Origin of the sequence: Chryseobacterium sp. JV558, from assembly GCF_033712365.1 — a bacterium.
Lineage (GTDB): Bacteria > Bacteroidota > Bacteroidia > Flavobacteriales > Weeksellaceae > Chryseobacterium.
Map to the genome: position 1 here is coordinate 1 of NZ_WJHU01000012.1, position 17,792 is coordinate 17,792.

Annotated in this window: 18 protein-coding genes; 5 read left to right on the forward strand and 13 right to left on the reverse strand. The window is 37.3% G+C overall.

The window, feature by feature from the left end; all coding sequences use genetic code 11:
• Together GFU89_RS22530 and GFU89_RS22535 are read right to left on the reverse strand one after the other, a co-directional pair.
• The coding region (locus GFU89_RS22530) for a hypothetical protein (protein WP_318849262.1) at window positions 1-253 on the reverse strand (253 nt) is incomplete at its 3' end.
• Window positions 254-355: 102 nt separating this feature from the next.
• On the reverse strand, window positions 356-1,051 hold the full coding sequence (locus GFU89_RS22535) for a VIT family protein (protein ID WP_318849263.1): 696 nt from the start codon (window positions 1,049-1,051) through the stop codon (window positions 356-358).
• A 217-nt stretch (window positions 1,052-1,268) separates the two neighbouring features.
• Between GFU89_RS22535 and lgt the strand changes: the two genes are divergently transcribed.
• A complete protein-coding gene (gene lgt, locus GFU89_RS22540; RefSeq protein ID WP_318849264.1) occupies window positions 1,269-2,105 on the forward strand; it encodes a prolipoprotein diacylglyceryl transferase in 837 nt (278 codons plus the stop codon).
• 80 nt (window positions 2,106-2,185) lie between these two features.
• Here lgt and GFU89_RS22545 read toward each other — a convergent pair whose 3' ends face one another.
• Complete coding sequence (locus GFU89_RS22545) at window positions 2,186-2,941, reverse strand: SDR family oxidoreductase (protein ID WP_318849265.1); 756 nt, start codon at window positions 2,939-2,941, stop codon at window positions 2,186-2,188.
• 740 nt (window positions 2,942-3,681) lie between these two features.
• Here GFU89_RS22545 and GFU89_RS22550 point away from each other — a divergent pair.
• The gene (locus GFU89_RS22550) at window positions 3,682-4,104 is read left to right on the forward strand and encodes a cold shock domain-containing protein (RefSeq protein ID WP_318849266.1); all 423 of its coding nucleotides are present in this window, start codon (window positions 3,682-3,684) and stop codon (window positions 4,102-4,104) included.
• Window positions 4,105-4,524: 420 nt separating this feature from the next.
• On the opposite strand, the gene GFU89_RS22555 is transcribed toward GFU89_RS22550, so the two are convergent.
• From GFU89_RS22555 to queG, 8 genes are all read right to left on the reverse strand, one after another.
• Complete coding sequence (locus GFU89_RS22555; protein ID WP_318849267.1) at window positions 4,525-5,976, reverse strand: TolC family protein; 1,452 nt, start codon at window positions 5,974-5,976, stop codon at window positions 4,525-4,527.
• Window positions 5,957-9,079, reverse strand: coding sequence for an efflux RND transporter permease subunit (locus GFU89_RS22560; protein ID WP_318849268.1), 3,123 nt, complete (start codon window positions 9,077-9,079; stop codon window positions 5,957-5,959). Before GFU89_RS22560 ends, GFU89_RS22555 begins: the two co-directional genes overlap by 20 nt.
• Before the next feature lie 28 nt (window positions 9,080-9,107).
• On the reverse strand, window positions 9,108-10,196 hold the full coding sequence (locus tag GFU89_RS22565) for an efflux RND transporter periplasmic adaptor subunit (protein ID WP_318849269.1): 1,089 nt from the start codon (window positions 10,194-10,196) through the stop codon (window positions 9,108-9,110).
• Between the two features lie 59 nt (window positions 10,197-10,255).
• Window positions 10,256-10,588, reverse strand: coding sequence for a hypothetical protein (locus GFU89_RS22570; RefSeq protein ID WP_318849270.1), 333 nt, complete (start codon window positions 10,586-10,588; stop codon window positions 10,256-10,258).
• Between the two features lie 424 nt (window positions 10,589-11,012).
• Window positions 11,013-11,465, reverse strand: a complete 453-nt coding sequence (locus GFU89_RS22575; RefSeq protein ID WP_318849271.1) for an SRPBCC family protein — start codon at window positions 11,463-11,465, stop codon at window positions 11,013-11,015.
• 51 nt (window positions 11,466-11,516) lie between these two features.
• Window positions 11,517-12,095 carry a murein L,D-transpeptidase catalytic domain-containing protein gene (locus tag GFU89_RS22580; RefSeq protein WP_318849272.1) on the reverse strand — a complete coding sequence of 193 codons (579 nt, stop codon included), beginning with the start codon at window positions 12,093-12,095 and terminating at the stop codon, window positions 11,517-11,519.
• A 72-nt stretch (window positions 12,096-12,167) separates the two neighbouring features.
• The gene (locus GFU89_RS22585; protein WP_318849273.1) at window positions 12,168-12,851 is read right to left on the reverse strand and encodes a TIGR02117 family protein; all 684 of its coding nucleotides are present in this window, start codon (window positions 12,849-12,851) and stop codon (window positions 12,168-12,170) included.
• Window positions 12,852-13,211: 360 nt separating this feature from the next.
• Window positions 13,212-14,150 (reverse strand): tRNA epoxyqueuosine(34) reductase QueG, encoded by a 939-nt coding sequence (gene queG / locus GFU89_RS22590; protein ID WP_318849328.1) that lies wholly within the window; start codon window positions 14,148-14,150, stop codon window positions 13,212-13,214.
• Window positions 14,151-14,314: 164 nt separating this feature from the next.
• On the opposite strand from queG, the gene GFU89_RS22595 reads away from it, so the two are divergent.
• Window positions 14,315-14,614 (forward strand): rhodanese-like domain-containing protein, encoded by a 300-nt coding sequence (locus tag GFU89_RS22595; protein WP_318849274.1) that lies wholly within the window; start codon window positions 14,315-14,317, stop codon window positions 14,612-14,614.
• Window positions 14,615-14,699: 85 nt separating this feature from the next.
• Window positions 14,700-15,260 carry a hypothetical protein gene (locus tag GFU89_RS22600; RefSeq protein ID WP_318849275.1) on the forward strand — a complete coding sequence of 187 codons (561 nt, stop codon included), beginning with the start codon at window positions 14,700-14,702 and terminating at the stop codon, window positions 15,258-15,260.
• 46 nt (window positions 15,261-15,306) lie between these two features.
• Here the strand turns inward: GFU89_RS22600 and GFU89_RS22605 are convergent, their stop codons facing one another.
• Window positions 15,307-16,080: an alpha/beta hydrolase gene (locus GFU89_RS22605; protein ID WP_318849276.1), complete on the reverse strand. Its 774-nt coding sequence runs from the start codon at window positions 16,078-16,080 to the stop codon at window positions 15,307-15,309.
• A gap of 182 nt (window positions 16,081-16,262) precedes the next feature.
• Here GFU89_RS22605 and GFU89_RS22610 point away from each other — a divergent pair, with 182 nt between their 5' ends.
• Entirely contained in the window at window positions 16,263-16,724 is a 462-nt protein-coding gene (locus tag GFU89_RS22610) for an Lrp/AsnC family transcriptional regulator (RefSeq protein WP_318849277.1), read from the forward strand.
• A 34-nt stretch (window positions 16,725-16,758) separates the two neighbouring features.
• Here the strand turns inward: GFU89_RS22610 and GFU89_RS22615 are convergent, their stop codons facing one another.
• A complete protein-coding gene (locus GFU89_RS22615) occupies window positions 16,759-17,748 on the reverse strand; it encodes an NAD(P)H-dependent flavin oxidoreductase (protein WP_413228617.1) in 990 nt (329 codons plus the stop codon).
• Between the last annotated feature and the right edge of the window lie 44 nt (window positions 17,749-17,792).

Consider the following 17,792-nt stretch of genomic DNA (forward strand, 5'->3'; position numbering starts at 1 on the left):
CCGGAGCACCGGAGAATTTATTGTTCAGATTTTTTGATAAAAGGGTAATGACTGCATTTTCATCTGATTGTTCATTCACTTTTCCAATAGTCTCCAAAAACAGACTGTCGGCATCTTTTTTACCATTGGCAACATCAGGATGGTAATATTTTATGAAATTCCAGGTCTTCATAAAATAAGGATAACGATCTTTTTGAGCATGAACTGTAGTCTGAATCGCAATCACAAAAAACAAAATAAAAATATTCTTCATTTATTTAAATTTGCGATGTAAAATACACTTTTTAAGACATATAAGATGTAAATAATTTTTCATCTCTTTTCACTTCCAGCTCAGACAGAAGTAGTACAGCCTTTACGCTACATTGACTCCGAAAATATGACCTACGAATGCTGTAATTCCCATTGCAACAGTTCCCCAGAAACAGATCCTCAAGACGGCTACTTTAATACTGGAACCTCCGGCTCTGGCAGAGACTGCTCCTAAAAACATTAAAAATATAATTGAAAATCCGTATTGGAAATACACCATTTGTTTAAGAGGTGCCAAAAGAGAAACACTAAACGGCAATAAAGCACCTACTGCAAATGACCCGAAAGAAGCCATTGCTGCCTGCAAAGGTTTCGCCTGTGTTATTTCATTAATTCCTAATTCATCACGGGCATGTGCCCCAAGGGCATCGTGTTCTGTAAGTTCCATAGCTACCTGCATCGCTGTTTCTTTGGTACAGCCTCGTTTCTCATATACTTTGGCAAGTTCTCTAAGTTCTATTTCCGGCATTTCTTCAAGCTCACGTTTTTCACGAAGTAAATCTGCTTTCTCCGTATCTTCCTGTGAACTTACGGAAACATATTCCCCTGCTGCCATAGACATTGCTCCGGCAATCATCCCTGCAAGTGCTGCAAGAATAATGATATGACGATCCGGTTCTGCAGCAGCAACCCCGATAACAACACTTGTAGTGGATAATAACCCGTCATTCGCTCCCAATACAGCTGCCCGGAGCCAGCCTACCCTGTTTACATAATGTTTCTCCAACTGATGATGCATAGCTTTTGTTTTGGTGGTAGGCTAAAGTTACCAAATGTTTCATCAAGAATCATTTTAAATTATGTTCATTTTTATCCCGTATAAAGACCTATTCAGCTCAGAAATAAAATTCTATCACACACAAAAAACCCAACTGTACTCTCCTGAAAATCAAATTAAAAAACACAGAAATATTTCCATTCGGTCCGGAAATTCCTATTTTCTTATCTTTGCAGGAATGAATTTATTATATATCAACTGGGACGTTAATCCCGAAATCGTCAATATCTTAGGATTTCCTTTAAAATATTACGGACTGCTATTTCTTACAGGACTTGTTTTATGTTTAAATATTTTAAAACGTATTTATAAAAAAGAAGGCCTTAGTTCACAGGCTCATGAAGCTTTATTTTCCTATGCATTGATAGGAATTTTAGTAGGAGCCAGACTTGGACACTGTCTTTTTTATGATTTTGATTATTATTCCCAGCATCCTCTTGAAATCTTGTTACCGATTCAAAAGGGAGTGGACGGAAGTTACCATTTTACAGGATTTGCAGGACTTGCCAGTCATGGTGGTGGTATCGGATTGGTGATCATGCTTCTTATATATGCGAGAAAATTTTCTATCCCGTTCATGACCGTTTTAGATGCCATAGCGATTGTACTTCCATTGGGTGGCACTTTCATCAGGCTCGCCAATCTTATGAATTCTGAAATTATTGGAGTTCCTACGGATGTTCCATGGGCTTTTATTTTCCGTCAGGTAGATAATCTTCCGAGGCATCCTGCTCAGCTTTATGAGGCTATCTCTTATTTTGTTATTTTCCTTTCTGTTTATTTTATTTATAAGAAAAACATATTTAAGATTGGAAAAGGATTTTATTTTGGAATCAGTATTCTGTTGATCTTCATCATGAGAATTCTGATTGAGTTCATCAAGGTAGATCAGGTAGAATTTGAACACGGAATGAGCCTGAATATGGGACAATTATTGAGTATTCCTTTTGTTCTTCTCGGTCTATTCTTTATCATCAAAAGTATATTGGAAAAAGTGAAGGTGAAAACCACTTAATTTCCTTATTTCTTATAAAATAAAAAACTCACTGAAAGCTGTTTTCAGTGAGTTTCTTTTTTAATGGATTGTCCAACGAATTATCTTGTTGTATATCCTCCGTTAGCAAAAATAGTCTGCCCGGTAATCCACCAGCCTTCTGTTACCAGAAATTCTACCAGTGGAGCTATATCTTTAATATTGGTAAGTCCACCCAGTGCTGAAGCTGATTTATGATAAGCAACGGCATCATCTGTTTCCTGTCCATAGAAGAAAGGAGTGTCCATTGGGCCAGGTGCTACAGCAGTTACTGAAATTCCTCTTGCTCCGAATTCTTTAGAAGCAGCTCTTGTAAAATGCTCTACCGGTGCTTTTGCTCCTGCATACGTAGAATACAGTCCTGTGTAAGCCGCCAGCAAGGAAGTAACAATGGTACAGATTTTCCCGTTATCATTCAGTTTTTTACCCGCTTCCTGCAAAAAGAAGTAAGCAGATTTTGAATTGACATTGAACATAGTATCGTATTCTGCTTCCGTAGTCTCTGAAAATGGTTTTTTCAGTACCATTCCCACCGTATTGATTGCAATATCAATCCCTCCGAAACGGGAAATTGCCTCATCAAAGAACTTTGTAAGATTCTCTACTTTGGTAAGATCTCCCTGAAACAAAAATGCTTCTGCCCCTAATGCCTGTACCTCAGCAAGTGTTTTTTCACTATCTGTTCTTGAGCTTTCACTGTTATAATGTATTGCCAGTTTTGCTCCTTTCGCTGCAAAATCTCTACTTAAAAGTCCTCCCAGGTTTTTACCGCCTCCAGCAATTAAAACAACTTTTCCTTTTACATTTTGTGTTGACATTGTTTTTTATTTTTAAATGTTAATGAGGCAAAGATGGATAATAAAAACATCCTTAACATGGTGAAGTTTTCGGGAATTGTATTAAAATTCAAATGACTATCAGTTTTTTTTGAAATTTAATTTTAAACTGAAGCAAAAAAACATTAATATTTTTTTTATATAAACAATATTTTTTAATAGAATGCTATTTTCCAGCCAGATATGATCTGAAACGCTCCTCTTCTATTAAACAAAGCCATATAATTCACTAATACGCTTCAATTTTAGGCATAACATTTGATGCTCTTCCAGCCATATTATACACCACTTCATTTTTATAATATATTTTTTTTATAATCCTCAGTGTTCTGAGGATTTTTTTATGTCTATGTTCAAGCTCTTATTATCGTCTTACACTCAGACTATAAAGGGATTCCGCCAGATCTGCTGTAAAACCATTTCTGATAATCAATCATTTAAAACCTGATTATTCATTTTATTGTTGTATATTTGTACATTAAATAACCAAGTCTATACTTTGTTTTCTGTAACGACCCGAATATTTTTTATTCAGTCTTTGCTTTTTGAGCAGCCATATTTTAAACTTTTATTTTTCTACTAAGAACAATACTTGTCGGAATTTTAAAGCTCTGTATGATTGGAGTGATCCAAGACAGAAAACACAACCAGGCTTTATAGGGGTCTAAAACAGACCAGATTGAACCAATTAATTTATAGAAACTAAATACTAAAAATAATTTATGGCAGATTCTTTTTCTAAAAAGGAAAATTTCAAGAAAAAAATTCAAAAGCAAAAAGAAAAGGCGCTAAGACGCGAAGAACGTAAAACGAACAACAACAAAGGAGCGGAGGACGTCTATATGTATGTGGACGAATTCGGAAGATTAACTTCTACTCCACCTGAACAAAGACAGGAAGTAAACCTTGATGATATTCAACTGGGTGCAGCTCCTATTATTGAGGAAGATCCAAGAAAAACAGGAATTGTTACTTTCCTGAGTGAAAAAGGATATGGTTTCATCACTGAAGACAATTCTAAAGAAAATATCTTCTTCCACAACAACAACTGTGTAGAACCGGTAAAAAAAGGAAACAAAGTATCTTTCGAAAAAGAGAAGTCTCCTAAAGGATTCTCCGCTGTTGAAATTCAGATTGTTAAATAATACTTACGCATAAAACAATCCTGCTTTACGGCAGATATGTTTTAAACAATACAGAAAGAGACTGCCCATTTGGACAGTCTCTTTTTTTAATCATATAAAAAAATATCTCAACTTATTAAAAGTTAGATTCTGATGCAAACACATGAGCAACAATCTGTCAATCCAGGATTATAACACTCAATAAAGCAACATCTTAATTCTATTCTGAATCCATATTTCGGATAATCCAGAATTCCTCTTCCTCTATTGATTTTAAATACTCTTTTGAGATCTTCTTCAAATTTTCATGGTTATTGTTTTACTTAGATAAATATCCTGAAATTATTTCAATGATGATTACGGGAATCCGTAGAGCATAATTAAAAAATAAAAGAAGCTGCCTAAAAGACAGCTTCCTTCATCGTAAAAAAAAAGTAAAAATCAATCCAGTTTCCCGCCCAATGCTTTAAACAGCAAGACGTTATTTCTGGTATTCTGGTGCTGGAACTGTAATAAATCCAGTTCAGCGGTCAGTTTGCTCTTCTGAGAATTGATCAGTTCAAAATAATTGGCATATCCCGTTAGATAGAGATCGTTGGAAACCTCTACACCACGGTCAAGAAAACCTACTTCTTCTGATTTCAGTTTCAAAACACGTTCATAGATCTTAGTCTGTTTCAGGATCGACTGAAGCTCGTTAAAAGCAGTCGTAATGCTTTTCTGATAGTTTAAAAAAGCAATTTCCTGCTCTTTGCTTGCTACTTTGAATTCATACTTCAATTGTCCTTTATTAAAAACAGGAACCATCAGTCCACCCAATAGCTGCCCGGCCAGAGAACTTGGCTTAAAGAAAGTCTCTACAGAAAAAGAATTCAGTCCGAAACCGGCACCAAGATCAATCTTAGGGTAAAAAGCAGCTCTTGCAGCCTTCGCATCAGCCTGGGAAGCTTCTAAAACATAATAGTTCGCCGCTACATCCGGTCTGGAATGAATGACACCTTCTACATTAATGGTTTTATTTAATACCTCCATATTGGTAGGCATCAATATTTTCCCACGTTTTACATCTCCGCCGTAACTTCCCGTCAACGTAGTGATCGCCTGTTCTACCGTAACGATCTCTACTCTTATATGTTCGATCTCCGCCAGCCAGTTGTTATTCTGTGCTTTGAATTGCTGCACAGCTAGTTCTGTAGCTTTTCCTACTTCACGCTGCGCCAGAACAATCTCAAATGCCCTCTGCTGAAGGTTATAATTCTTCTGATAAATGGCAAGACGGTTATCCAAAGTCACCAGCTGATAATACAGATTGGCAATATCTGTAAAAAGCTCTACCTGAAGCAACCTCAAACCCTCTGTGGAAGCCAGATATTTCTTTTGGGCAGCAATCTTTTTGTTTTTCAGCTTGCCCCACGCATCAATTTCCCAGCTGCTTCTAGCTCCTACCCAGTAATTAGGAGTGAAATTTCGGTTGATTTTCTGATCTTCCGTAATATTGGGAGAAAGATTGGTATCATAGTTTCCAACGCCTTCCATCGTATATTTTCCGTACCGGTCACCGGAAGCCTGCACTCCCACTTCAAGGGAAGGCAGTAAATCCATCTTTGATCTTTGAAGGAAACTATTGGCAATTTCCACTCTTTGCTGGGCAATCTGGAAATCCGGATTCGCGTGCACTACTTTATCAAAAAGTTCCAGTAGCTGCGGATCTGTAAAGTAGGCCTTCAGGTTGAGCTGCTGAAATTCATCTGAACTTTTATTTTGATCTGTTTTGATCAGTTCATTTGGTAATTCCTGAGCTTTTTTCAACTCGGTTACTTTGGGAACAGCACATGAAACCAGACTCAGGGATGCAATTCCGTATATTATATTTCTATGATTTAATCTTTTCATCTTTCTTCTTATTTTCAAGTTTTGCAAAGAATATATAGAGTCCCGGAATCACCACCAATCCAAAGATGGTTCCTATCAGCATTCCTCCAGCTGCAGCTGTGCCAATGGAACGGTTACCTATTGCTCCTGCTCCGGATGCAATACATAATGGAATAAGTCCTGCCACAAATGCAAAAGAGGTCATTAGAATAGGTCTCAGACGCTGTCTGGCTCCTTCAATTGCTGCCGGGATGATATCATACCCCTGTTTATTTCTTGCGACTGCAAATTCTACAATCAGAATGGCATTCTTAGCCAGAAGCCCAATCAGCATGACCAATGCCACCTGCGCGTAAATATTGTTATCCAATCCCGCAAGTACCAATGCGATATATGAACCGAAGATTCCCGTTGGTAAGCTTAATAATACCGGCATCGGAAGAAGGAAACTTTCATACTGTGCAGCCAGTAAAAGGTAGACGAATAAAAGACAGATCGCGAAAATATAAACCGTCTGGTTTCCTGATAAGATTTCTTCTCGTGTCATTCCTGACCACTCAACATCAAATCCTCTAGGCAGTGTTTCTTTAGCAACACGTTCTACCGCAGCAATGGCATCTCCGGAGCTATAACCATCTGCAGGTTCTCCATTGATCATCGCAGACATGTACATATTGTACCTCGTCAATACTTCTGGTCCGTACACTTTTTCAATAGTGATAAAGGTAGAGAACGGAACCATTTCACCCTTATCATTCTTTAAATATAAATTCAGAATGCTTTCAGGGGTATCTCTGTGCTCCGGACTTGCCTGTACCATCACTTTGTACATCTGGCTGAAACGGATAAAATTCGTAGCGTAATAAGATCCCAGCATCGTCTGTAATGTTGACATCGCGTTATCTACTGAAATTCCTTTCTTCGCCGCCATATCATAATCCACATTGATCATATATTGCGGGAAAGTAGCATCAAAACTGGTAAAACTGTTCTGTAATTCAGGAGCTTCATTCAGTTTTTTAACAAAATCCTTAGTAATTTTATCTGTATTTTCAATAGTTCCTCCGGTTCTGTCCAGCAAACGCAGTTCAAAACCACTGGTATTACCGAATCCGGGAACTGTGGGCGGTGCAAAGATCTCAATCTGGGCATCAGCTATACTTTTTGTTTTATCAGACAGCTCTGCAATCAGATCATTTACTGAAATATTTCTTTGTTTCCAGTCTTTAAGATTGATCATCGCCATCCCGTATGATGAACCTGCAATTTCCGTTACAATACTGTAGCCAGCAAGAGTGGTCACGTTTTCTACTCCATTTATCTTTTTGGCAATAACGGTCACTTCATCCAGTACTTTTTCAGTTCTTTCTACCGTTGCTCCCTGTGGAGTAGTCACACTCACATACACCATTCCCTGATCTTCCATGGGAATAAACCCGGTTGGCAGGAATTTGCTGGTCACAAAAGTCAATCCAACAAATAGAAACAACAGCCCAAAAGTAACTGTAGTTCTTGTCGCAAACTTTGATAAAATACCTACATAACCATTGGTAAGTCTTTCAAAACCTGTATTGAAACTCTGGAAAGCCCTATAGATGATAGTTTTCTTTTTATTATGATTGTGAGGCTTTAAAATAATAGCACAAAGTGCTGGAGTTAGCGTCAATGCATTCACTCCGGAAATCACAATACTGATTGCCAGTGTCAGTGAAAACTGACGGTAAAATACTCCCACAGGACCATCAAGGAAAGCCACCGGAATAAATACGGCTGACATTACAATGGTTATAGCCACTACCGCTCCTGCAATTTCTTTAGTAGCACTGATGGTGGCATCCATGGCATTCATGCCTTCTTCCATCTTAACATGGACAGCTTCAACGACGATAATGGCGTTATCTACCACAATTCCGATGGCAAGAACCAAGGCAAAAAGAGTCAAAAGGTTGACCGAGAAATCCATCATATTCATGAAGGCAAAGGTTCCTACAAGTGCTACCGGAACTGCCAGCACTGGAATCAATGTGGAACGCCAGTCCTGAAGGAAGATAAATACTACAATTCCTACCAGGATAAAGGCTTCGATAAGAGTTGTCAATACCGCACTGATGGACGCATCCAGAAATCGGGAAACATCATAAGCCATATTGTACTCCATTCCGGGTGGGAAGGATGTTACTTTTAATTCTTCCATTTTTGCCTTTACGCTTTCAATAACTTCGGAAGCGTTGGAACCGGGACGCTGTTTCATCATAATGGATGCAGAGGGCCTTCCGTCTGTTTTGGAAACCATTCCGTAATTCATTGCTCCGAATTCAACTTTAGCGATATCCTTAAGCTTTAAAATGGTTCCGTCCACATCAGATCTGATGGGAATTTCTTCATATTGTTTAGGCTCAAAAAACTTTCCTTTATATTTGATTACATACTGAAGCTGACTGGAAGTTTTACCAGATGTTTCTCCTACTTTTCCAGGTGCTGCAGAAATATTCTGTTTTTGTAGTGAAGTAATCACTTCATCTGCAGAGATATTGTAAGCCGCCATTTTCTGTGGATCCAGCCATACTCTCATTGAGTATTCTTTCTGTCCCATAATCTCGGCACGGCCTACTCCGTCAATACGTTTCAGTTCCTGAAGAACGTTAATATCCGTAAAGTTATAAATGAACTGCTCATCCTGGCTCGGATCTGTGCTGGTGATGTTAAGGTACATCAGCATACTGTTCACCTCTTTTTCAGTGGTAACTCCGGCTCTGATCACCTCTTCAGGAAGTTCATCAAGAATAGTTGTCACTCTGTTCTGAACGTTTACCGCTGCTACATCAGGATCTGTTCCCACTTCAAAGAAAACCTGAATAAGGGTAAGACCGTCATTGGAGGTAACCGTAGACATATACGTCATTCCCGGCACTCCATTGATTGCCCTTTCCAGAGGTAGAGCTACTGCATTGGCAGACACTTCGGCATTCGCTCCTGTATATTTTGCTGTAACGGTGACTGAAGGTGGTACAATATCCGGAAACTGGGTAATCGGCATCTTTAATAAAGCCATTATTCCCAGCAGGACAAATAATATGGAAATAACCAACGAAAGAACCTTCCGTCTTATAAACATTTCTACCATAGTAAATTGATTTAAAGATTATGAAAGGTTAATACTTCTTTTTGATTTTGATGATGTCACCGTCTTTCAAAGACTGAGTTCCTTCATAAATGATTAAATCTCCTTTTTTAAGACCGCTTTCTACCATATAAGAATCTCTTAATGTAGCTCCGATCTTAATACTGGTCATATTCACTTTATTCTTTTTATCCACTACAAAAACATAGGTCTTATCCTGAATGGAGAAGGTGGATTTTTGTGGAATAAGGATCGCATCAGCCTGATGTTCGGAAATGATAAGTTTTCCGGAAGTACCATGTTTGATCAGATGATCCGGATTCGGGAACAGTACTTTATAACGGATGGAACCTGTGGCTCTGTCGATTTCCCCTTCAGCTGTTTTTAAAGCTCCGTTAAACTGGTAATTAACCCCGTTAGGCAGTGTCAGTTCTATTTTTTGATGGCTTCCGATCTTATCATTGGCTAAAAGCTCAAAATATAGGTTTTCGGGAATTGAGAAATACGCGTATACTTCATTCAGCTGAGACAGCGTAGTCAGCAATGTACCATTTTCTACCAAACTTCCGTCTTTATGGGGAATAACGTCAATTACCCCGTCAAAAGGCGCAGTGATTCTTGTAAAGCTGATCTTCTGAAGAACCGTTTTCTTTTCTGCATCAGCGAAAGCATGTTTTGCTTTGGCGGAAGACAGCTTTGCCTTCACCATCTCCAGTTCGTTATTGGCAACAAATTTTTTAGCATGAAGACTCTGAATCTGCTTCAGCTCCACTTCTGCAATACGGACATCGGCTTCAGTCTGCTTTAAGGTCGCATTGGCTTTCAGAAGTTCCATCTGCAGCTCGGCATCATTGATTTTAAATAAAGCCTGCCCCTGATGTACAAATTGTCCCTCGTTTACATAAATATGCTGTATAATGCCTCCAATTCTGGAACGCATTTCAACATTCTTTTTAGCCTGGATATCAGTGACAAACTGGTTGCTCACCAATGTATCTTTTTCTTTGATTTCCAGCACGGGAACGTCTTTATCTTTGTTATTATTTTTCTCCTTGTCTTTACTGCATGACACAGCGAATAATGTTGCCAGAAGGCAAATTATTACAGTTTTAAAATACATTTTTAAATGTTTAAGTTATAAAATTTCGTTAAAGTAATCTGATTTTGAATAACTTAAACCTAGTACAACTGAAGAAGATGGAGAAAGGATTTAACTCCACAAATAGTAGATACAGCAATCTCCGGAAGGGTGATTTTTGGAATCACTTTTAAAATTCCTGAAAAATCTGCAATTGCGGGATCATTTTTCTTGATAGAATGTTTTACAATTTTGGCAGCAGCAGGCAATGCATGCGTATTCATATCTGCCTCTTCATAAACATCCAGAAGATGAATATTGGTTACATGGGGAACGTGAGGAACATTCTGCAATGATTTTTCTGCCCAATTCGAATTGAAAAGGGTAAAAACCAGTATGATATAAAATAAGAAAAATGACCTCAGACCTGCCATGTCAACCAGAACACATTAGTTTTTTAGTAAAAACGATATTCCTGCAAAAATAGGGATTTCTACTGGGAAATCCGGTCATTGAACTGTTAAAAAAACTTAAACAATGAATGGATAATTTCAATAATTAGAATTTAGATTTCTACGAAATGGCAATCAAACCGTTATGTTTATCCATGGCCTCAGTCATTCCTTAGAAATCTATATAAAATTATTAAAGGTTTCGGAAAAAGCCAATTGAATTTGATTATTGTTTTTAAACTAAGCTCTCTCAAAAGTGTCATTCTGAACGAAATGAAATGTAGTGAAGAATCTCAGGTATTTTATTATCAATAAGATTCTTCCTTCGTCAGAAATCGAAGATCCGAAGTCAATGACAAAAACCAAATTATCTGACTTTTGAGACAATCTCGTTGCTATTGAATAACTAAAACAATCTGCTGAGTACTCTGAAACGGTAATCAAAGATATGTTCCAGTTTCTTTTTGACGAAAATACGATGAGCAATTTCTCCTAAAAAACCCATCGGAAGTTCATAATCTATAGTATCTCTCATCAGAACGCCTTCTTCATTGGAAATAAATTCATGATGATGATTCCATAATTTGTATGGTCCTTTTTTCTGGAAATCGATAAAGCTTTTTTGAAAATCAACGTGGGTAATTTCTGTCTGCCATTTCATTTTAATACCGAATAATGGGGAAACATAATAGTCGATGAGCATTCCTTCATAGATTTCATCATCTGCCATTTCTGTCAATACAATAAAGCCCATGTCTTTTGGGGTAATCTCTGAAAGGTTATTGGCTGAAGAGAAAAATTTCCAGGCAGTTTCTATATCACAATTGAGCTGTTGTTCGCGGAAAAGCGTATGTTTCATAAGGCGGAATCAATTTACATGATTGTTGTGAAACAAATGTATAACAAAGATTTAATTATATATCCACATCAGAACGGGTTTCTTTGAATCCTGAATCATCGGATCAATTTCCTTCATCGCATTGTTGGAAACGGTAGGGCAACCCCATCCTTCAGGAGATCCGTTTGGAAAAACTTCGTTATCACTCATCTTATCCCAGGAATGAAAGACAATAAATCTTTTTAAAGCATTGCTGTTTGTTTCTTCAAGGCCGTGCATCAGGTATTTTATATTGATTCCCCAGTCGCTGTAACCCCTTCCTTCAAGCTTATATTTCCCTAAAGAGGAAAGATGACTTCCGTCTTCATTACTGAATCCCGGATTCGCTTTAGAATTATCTTTGCTCCATGAATTGGAACCACAGCCATGACCAACCATGTATTTTTTTGAGATCTTATTATTTTTAAAATCCCAGACAAAAAAGCGGTTTACCCCAGAATGAAGACTCATATCAATAAGGATACAGAAATCATTGTTAAGGTTCTTCGAGTTACAGAATGTCAACGCTTCTTCTGCTTTTATTTTTATTCTGGAAAAGTCAGCAGCAGGTTTCTTTTCAGCCACAGCAGGTATTTCAGCAGTATTTATCATACTGCCTTTTTTCTCCTGAGAACATGAACAGAGCCAAAGAGTGATAAAAAACAGATAAATCCTCTTCATGAATTATTTATAGTGCTGAAAAATTCCGAAATCTGACGGAGTCCAAAGTGCCGCTTTCTGACCTGCAGCCTTTAAAGCATTATTAGACCATGTATTGCATGTATAAAGAAAGCTGTAGGTACCTTTTGCATCATAAAAGGCATCATTATCACTATATACGGCATTGGTAGGAATCAGCATGAAATTACCGTTCTGATCTCTGTCAAATTTATCTTCTACAAATTTTACAAGATTCTCATACTGGCTTCTGCTGATCATGATCATTTTACAGTCTTCTCCTTCTTTCATAGTATTATAATACGTACAATGCATGGCAGAATCACTTAACCAGAATGCAGCTTTTACAGCGGTTGAAAACTTAAGGTCAGCCCACGTAGGAGTATCCAGATAGAATCCTTTGTCACCCCAGCCAATTCCGATATACTGATAATCTGTTTTTTTTGATTTTGTATTGGCGAAAGGAATTTTCATGCTCCAGTCCTGGAGATCATTCTTCACTGGCATTACTATATCTGTATGCACTCCGTTGGTATAGATATAAATTGGGATTTCTTTCTTCTGGCCATCATCTTTAGCCGAAACCGGAATATAGGGAATCAGCAATCCAAGAATTACATAAATCACCACAATTCCCAAAATAATTCCTATCACTTTCAGGAGATACATTATTATCGTTTTCACAGTCATGTTTTTAAATAAAATTTAATCTTTAATTTTTAGTAAAAGTATTTGTTTTAATCGAAAAATTAGCTATATTTAGTTACGAAATATTCACAAATATGCGTAAAACTATCAAATCCCAAAAAAGGTTTAAAGTAAGAGTAAAAACTGCTCCTAAAAGAGTACAAAAAAAACGTTGATTTTCGGTGAGATTCTGATCTCCTGAAAATCAATTTTTCTTTATAGGAAAGGTTTTTCAAGCAACTTATTGGTATAAATCTTTACCTCCTTAAAGCCAAAAATTTAAGGAATGGTCGATTATCAGCTCTGGTTTGGAACTACAAAAAATTCCAAAGGAGAGATTGTCACCAAAAGTTCAGGAAAAAATCAGTCAGAAGGTTTCTGTAAAAACTCAATATTTCTCTTCAGTCCTGCAAATTTGGTCCTTTTCACCGGGGACTTTCTAAAGATTTCTGAGAAAATTTCCTGGGTAATTTCTTTCCATTCTCCTTTTTTGAAGTTTTTCAGGGCTTCATTGGGTTTGAAACGGCTTTGTTTGTTGGGTGCTGAGAAACGGTTCCAGGGGCAGACATCCTGACAGATATCACAGCCAAACATCCAGTCTTCCATTTTATCTTTAAAATGATCCGGAATTTCATTTTTAAGTTCTATGGTTGCATAAGAAATACAACGGCTTCCGTCAATGATTTTCTCAGAAACAATAGCATCTGTGGGACAGGCATCAATACATTTCCTGCAGCTTCCGCAATGGTCTGTGGTTGCATGATCAGCAATCAGTTCCAGATCGCAGATAATTTCGGCAAGAAAGTAAAAAGAGCCGTTTTGTTTGGTAATGAGGTTTGCATTTTTTCCTACCCAGCCAATTCCTGATTTTCTAGCCCAGCTTCTTTCCATAATGGGTGCAGAATCTACAAAAACGCGGAATCCGAACTCCCCTATTTCCTCCTGCAGCTCTGCAACCATCTCCCGGAGAATCTCTTTGATTACTTCATGATAATCTTCTGCATACGCATATTTTGAGATCTTATAATTTTCTAATATTGAAATTTTTTCTTCAGGAAAGTAATTGTAAGAAAGTGAAATGACAGATTTGGAACCCTCCACCAAAAGCCGGGGATCAAGTCTTTTATCGAAATGATTTTCCATGTACTTCATTTCACCGTTATAGTTGTTCTTCAGCCATTTTTCAAGGTGAGGCGCATCTTCTTCCAGAAAATCAGCTTTGGAAATGCCACAACTCTGGAATCCAAAACTTTTTGCCTTGGACTTTATAAGTTGAGAATATTTTTCAGCGCCTGCATTCATAATTTCACTCTGCAAAATTAAGATTATTTTATCAATCTTTTGATTTCTACTGAAGTTCATACCACAGCTGGTTTCTTTTCTGAAAAATTATGTTTTCATTAGGATTTTTTTCAAAAAAAAATTGCGTAATTTCGTTTCTAATTTAATATTTAAACTCTACAACTATGTCTTTAATAGAAGTAATACAATCCGGAAACTATGAATTAATCGACGTTCGTGAGCCAATGGAGCTTGAAATGGACGGCAATATAGATGGTGCTAAGAATATTCCTTTAGGTGAGGTAGAAGATAGACAGGATGAGATTCTATCTATTGAAAAGCCGGTAATCTTATTCTGCAGAAGTGGAAACAGAAGCGGAAAGGCATTGGATTATCTTAATAATCAAGGATTAAAGGACGGTTTTAACGGCGGAGGCTGGGCTGAGCTGAAGGCTGTTCTGGAAGCAAATCAGGGAACTTTTTAAAAGTTCCTTTTTTTTATCCCTTATTTCTATGAATCTGAAAAATCAATTTGACCAGCTTTGTTCTTCGTTCACAAACGATCAACAGTTGATAAATATTCTTTGGAAGGAGATTGAAACGAAATATTCTGAAAAAGGAAGACATTATCATAATCTTCTTCATCTTGAAAACATGTTCAGTGAACTTGAAGCGGTGAAAAGTAATATCTCAGATTTTACGGCTATTTCTTTTTCAGTATTTTACCATGATGTTATCTACGATGCAACTTCCAAAATTAACGAAGAGAAAAGTGCGGCTAAAGCAGAAAAAAGGCTTGCCGAACTTCATTTAGATAAGAATACTATTTCAATAATTTCAGAGCAGATTCTTGCTACAAAATCGCACCAGAAGTCTGGTCATGAGGATACCAATTATCTTTTAGATGCTGATCTTTCTGTGTTGGGGAAAGATTTTAAAACCTATTTGGAATATACCCAAAATATAAGAAAAGAATATTCTATTTATCCTGATTTCCTTTATAAACCCGGACGAAAAAAAGTACTCAAACATTTCCTGGAACTCGAAAGCATCTTTAAAACAGAGTATTTTAAGAAAAAATATGAGGTTCAGGCAAAGGAAAATATTGCGGCTGAACTTCGGTTATTGTAATCGAAAAAGACACTTTTTAACAAGTGTCTTTTTTTGTTTTTTTATATTAAAAATGTTTATTAATAAAACTTGTAGTTTTTTCCAGTACCAGATCGGGAGCTTCTTTATGGGGTGTATGCCCGATATTAGGAATGATATATTTCTCAGCACTTCCACTCACCTGAGTAACTGTTTTTTCTACCTGATCCAATGTTCCGTATTCATCGGCTTCTCCCTGAATGAATAATAACGGACAAGTGATATGCTTCAAAAGATGTTCAATATTCCAGGTTCTGTAATCGTCCCTTGTCCAGGTTTCTGTCCATGCTCTGAAAAGTGTTTCTACTTTATCACCATGGTATTTCTGTAAGCGTTCCGGAAGATTGGTTGTTTTATAAGCGTCCCAGGCATCATATACTCCTTTTAAAGTAACGTCTTCCACAAAGATATGTCCTGCTTCACAGATAACGGATTTTACTCTTTCGGGATATTTTGCAGCGGCAATTAAAGCTATTGTTCCTCCATCACTATGCCCGAAAAGAATAGCGTTATGAATATTCATTTCAGCCAGTAAACCGTTCAGTATGTCTGCTTCCAGCTCCATATAATTTACCGGTCTTTCATGGGTCGGCATCGGATCTGATTTTCCATAGCCCAGACGGTCATAAGCCAGGGTGTTGCATTGTGTGATTTCGGATAGTTTGGCTGGGAAATCTCTCCAAAGCTGCACGGAACCTAATGAATCATGCAGAAAAACAATGGTAGGCCTTTTTTCGTTTGAATTATGATATTCTATATAAAGGTTTTGCCCTTTCACATTTATGATCTTACTCTCTGTCATCTTAATTAGTTTATCGTTCAATATCAAAATATTATTGATTTAAATCCGAACAAAAATACCAAATAGCAAAATAAGTACGAAATACAAATAATAAATATGTGAAAAATCCACAAAATACCATTTAAAACAAAACATCAGTCAAAAAGCAATCAATTTTTATATCTTTATTGGAAAAAATCCGGATGGACACATTAGGAAAACAAGAATTGGAATTATTAAGGATTCTTCAGAAGAGCTCCAGATTTGACATTACCGACCTTACCGAAAGGCTGAATATGTCCCGAACTTCTATTTATGATAAGATAAAAAAGCTGGAAAGCGAAGGTTATATTACCAATTATGTAGCTTTGATTGATCCTAAAAAGGTCGGCCTGAATTTCACGGTCATTATTACCGTATCTCTCAACAGCCAGCAGATTGAATATGTAGAGGAGTTTTCAAAAAGAATAGCAACGCTGGACGAAGTTGTAGAAGCTTATGTTACAGGCGGTATTTTTGATTATATTTTGAAAGTTGTAGTACAGAGCCCGGAAGCTTTCAGTGAGTTTATAGCGACTAAACTTTCCGTTATTCCTCATATCAGTAAGATTAAAAGTTCATTTGTTATGAGCCATATCAAGCAGTCTACGGAGCTTCATTTTTAATAGAAAAAGGAACCCAGGTCTGAGTTCCTTTTTTTTATAATGTAGGTGTTATTGTTTCTTCAAATTCTTTTAACAGATGATTGAAAACAGTTTCCACCGGAAGAACTTCATCAATCAGGGCAGAAACCTGGCCTATTTCCAGCTCACCATCTTCCATATCTCCTTCAAACATTCCTCGTTTTGCTCTGGCTCTTCCCAATGAAGCAACCAAAGCATCTTTATCTCTCCCAATCTTATAGATATCTTCCAGTTCACTGAAAAATTTATTTTTAACCATTCTCACAGGTGCCAGTTCTTTCAGTGTAAGATGGGTATCTCCTTCCTGCAGTTCTGTAATTTTCTTTTTCCAGTTTTCGTGGGCACTAGCTTCTGTAGTGGCAGCAAAACGGGAGCCGATCTGCACACCATCTGCCCCGAGAATCATTGCCGCTTTGATCTGCGAACCTAAAGCAATTCCCCCTGCAGCAATTAACGGCTTAGAAATATGCTTTTTCACATTCGGAATAAGGCAGAACGTTGTTGTTTCATCCCTTCCGTTGTGGCCTCCGGCTTCGAAACCTTCTGCAACAATAGCATCTACTCCTGCATCTTCGCATTTTACAGCAAATTTTGTAGAGGAAACTACGTGGGCTACTTTTATTCCTTCTTTCTGAAGGGTTTCTGTATAAGTTTTCGGATTACCGGCTGATGTAAATACAATTTTAACTCCTTCTTCGAGAATGATCTGAATAATCTCTTCAATGTTAGGATACAACATCGGTACATTTACCCCGAAAGGTTTATCTGTAGCCTGCTTGCATTTCTGGATATTTTCTCTTAGAATGTCAGGATACATACTTCCCGCTCCAATTAAGCCCAATCCACCACAATTGGAAACCGCAGAAGCCAGTCTCCATCCTGAGTGCCAGATCATACCTGCCTGGATAATGGGATATTTAATAGTAAAAAGGTGTGAAATTTTGTTTTGGCTAGCCTCCATATCATGAAGTTTTTTTGCAGAGTTGAAATCTATAAAATTGCTCATGTGTAAAAATACTAAAAACAACGGTTGCCAAGCGTTTCTATTTA

Bases quoted from the DNA above. Each gene is read 5' to 3' on its own strand.
- GFU89_RS22605 (WP_318849276.1), bottom strand. From the start codon at position 16,080: ATGACAGAGAGTAAGATCATAAATGTGAAAGGGCAAAACCTTTATATA.
- GFU89_RS22595 (WP_318849274.1), top strand. From the start codon at position 14,315: ATGTCTTTAATAGAAGTAATACAATCCGGAAACTATGAATTAATCGAC.
- GFU89_RS22580 (WP_318849272.1), bottom strand. From the start codon at position 12,095: ATGATAAATACTGCTGAAATACCTGCTGTGGCTGAAAAGAAACCTGCT.
- GFU89_RS22570 (WP_318849270.1), bottom strand. From the start codon at position 10,588: ATGGCAGGTCTGAGGTCATTTTTCTTATTTTATATCATACTGGTTTTT.
- GFU89_RS22585 (WP_318849273.1), bottom strand. From the start codon at position 12,851: ATGACTGTGAAAACGATAATAATGTATCTCCTGAAAGTGATAGGAATT.
- GFU89_RS22575 (WP_318849271.1), bottom strand. From the start codon at position 11,465: ATGAAACATACGCTTTTCCGCGAACAACAGCTCAATTGTGATATAGAA.
- GFU89_RS22610 (WP_318849277.1), top strand. From the start codon at position 16,263: ATGGACACATTAGGAAAACAAGAATTGGAATTATTAAGGATTCTTCAG.
- GFU89_RS22535 (WP_318849263.1), bottom strand. From the start codon at position 1,051: ATGCATCATCAGTTGGAGAAACATTATGTAAACAGGGTAGGCTGGCTC.
- lgt (WP_318849264.1), top strand. From the start codon at position 1,269: ATGAATTTATTATATATCAACTGGGACGTTAATCCCGAAATCGTCAAT.
- GFU89_RS22615 (WP_413228617.1), bottom strand. From the start codon at position 17,748: ATGAGCAATTTTATAGATTTCAACTCTGCAAAAAAACTTCATGATATG.
- GFU89_RS22545 (WP_318849265.1), bottom strand. From the start codon at position 2,941: ATGTCAACACAAAATGTAAAAGGAAAAGTTGTTTTAATTGCTGGAGGC.
- queG (WP_318849328.1), bottom strand. From the start codon at position 14,150: ATGAATGCAGGCGCTGAAAAATATTCTCAACTTATAAAGTCCAAGGCA.
- GFU89_RS22555 (WP_318849267.1), bottom strand. From the start codon at position 5,976: ATGAAAAGATTAAATCATAGAAATATAATATACGGAATTGCATCCCTG.
- GFU89_RS22550 (WP_318849266.1), top strand. From the start codon at position 3,682: ATGGCAGATTCTTTTTCTAAAAAGGAAAATTTCAAGAAAAAAATTCAA.
- GFU89_RS22560 (WP_318849268.1), bottom strand. From the start codon at position 9,079: ATGGTAGAAATGTTTATAAGACGGAAGGTTCTTTCGTTGGTTATTTCC.
- GFU89_RS22565 (WP_318849269.1), bottom strand. From the start codon at position 10,196: ATGTATTTTAAAACTGTAATAATTTGCCTTCTGGCAACATTATTCGCT.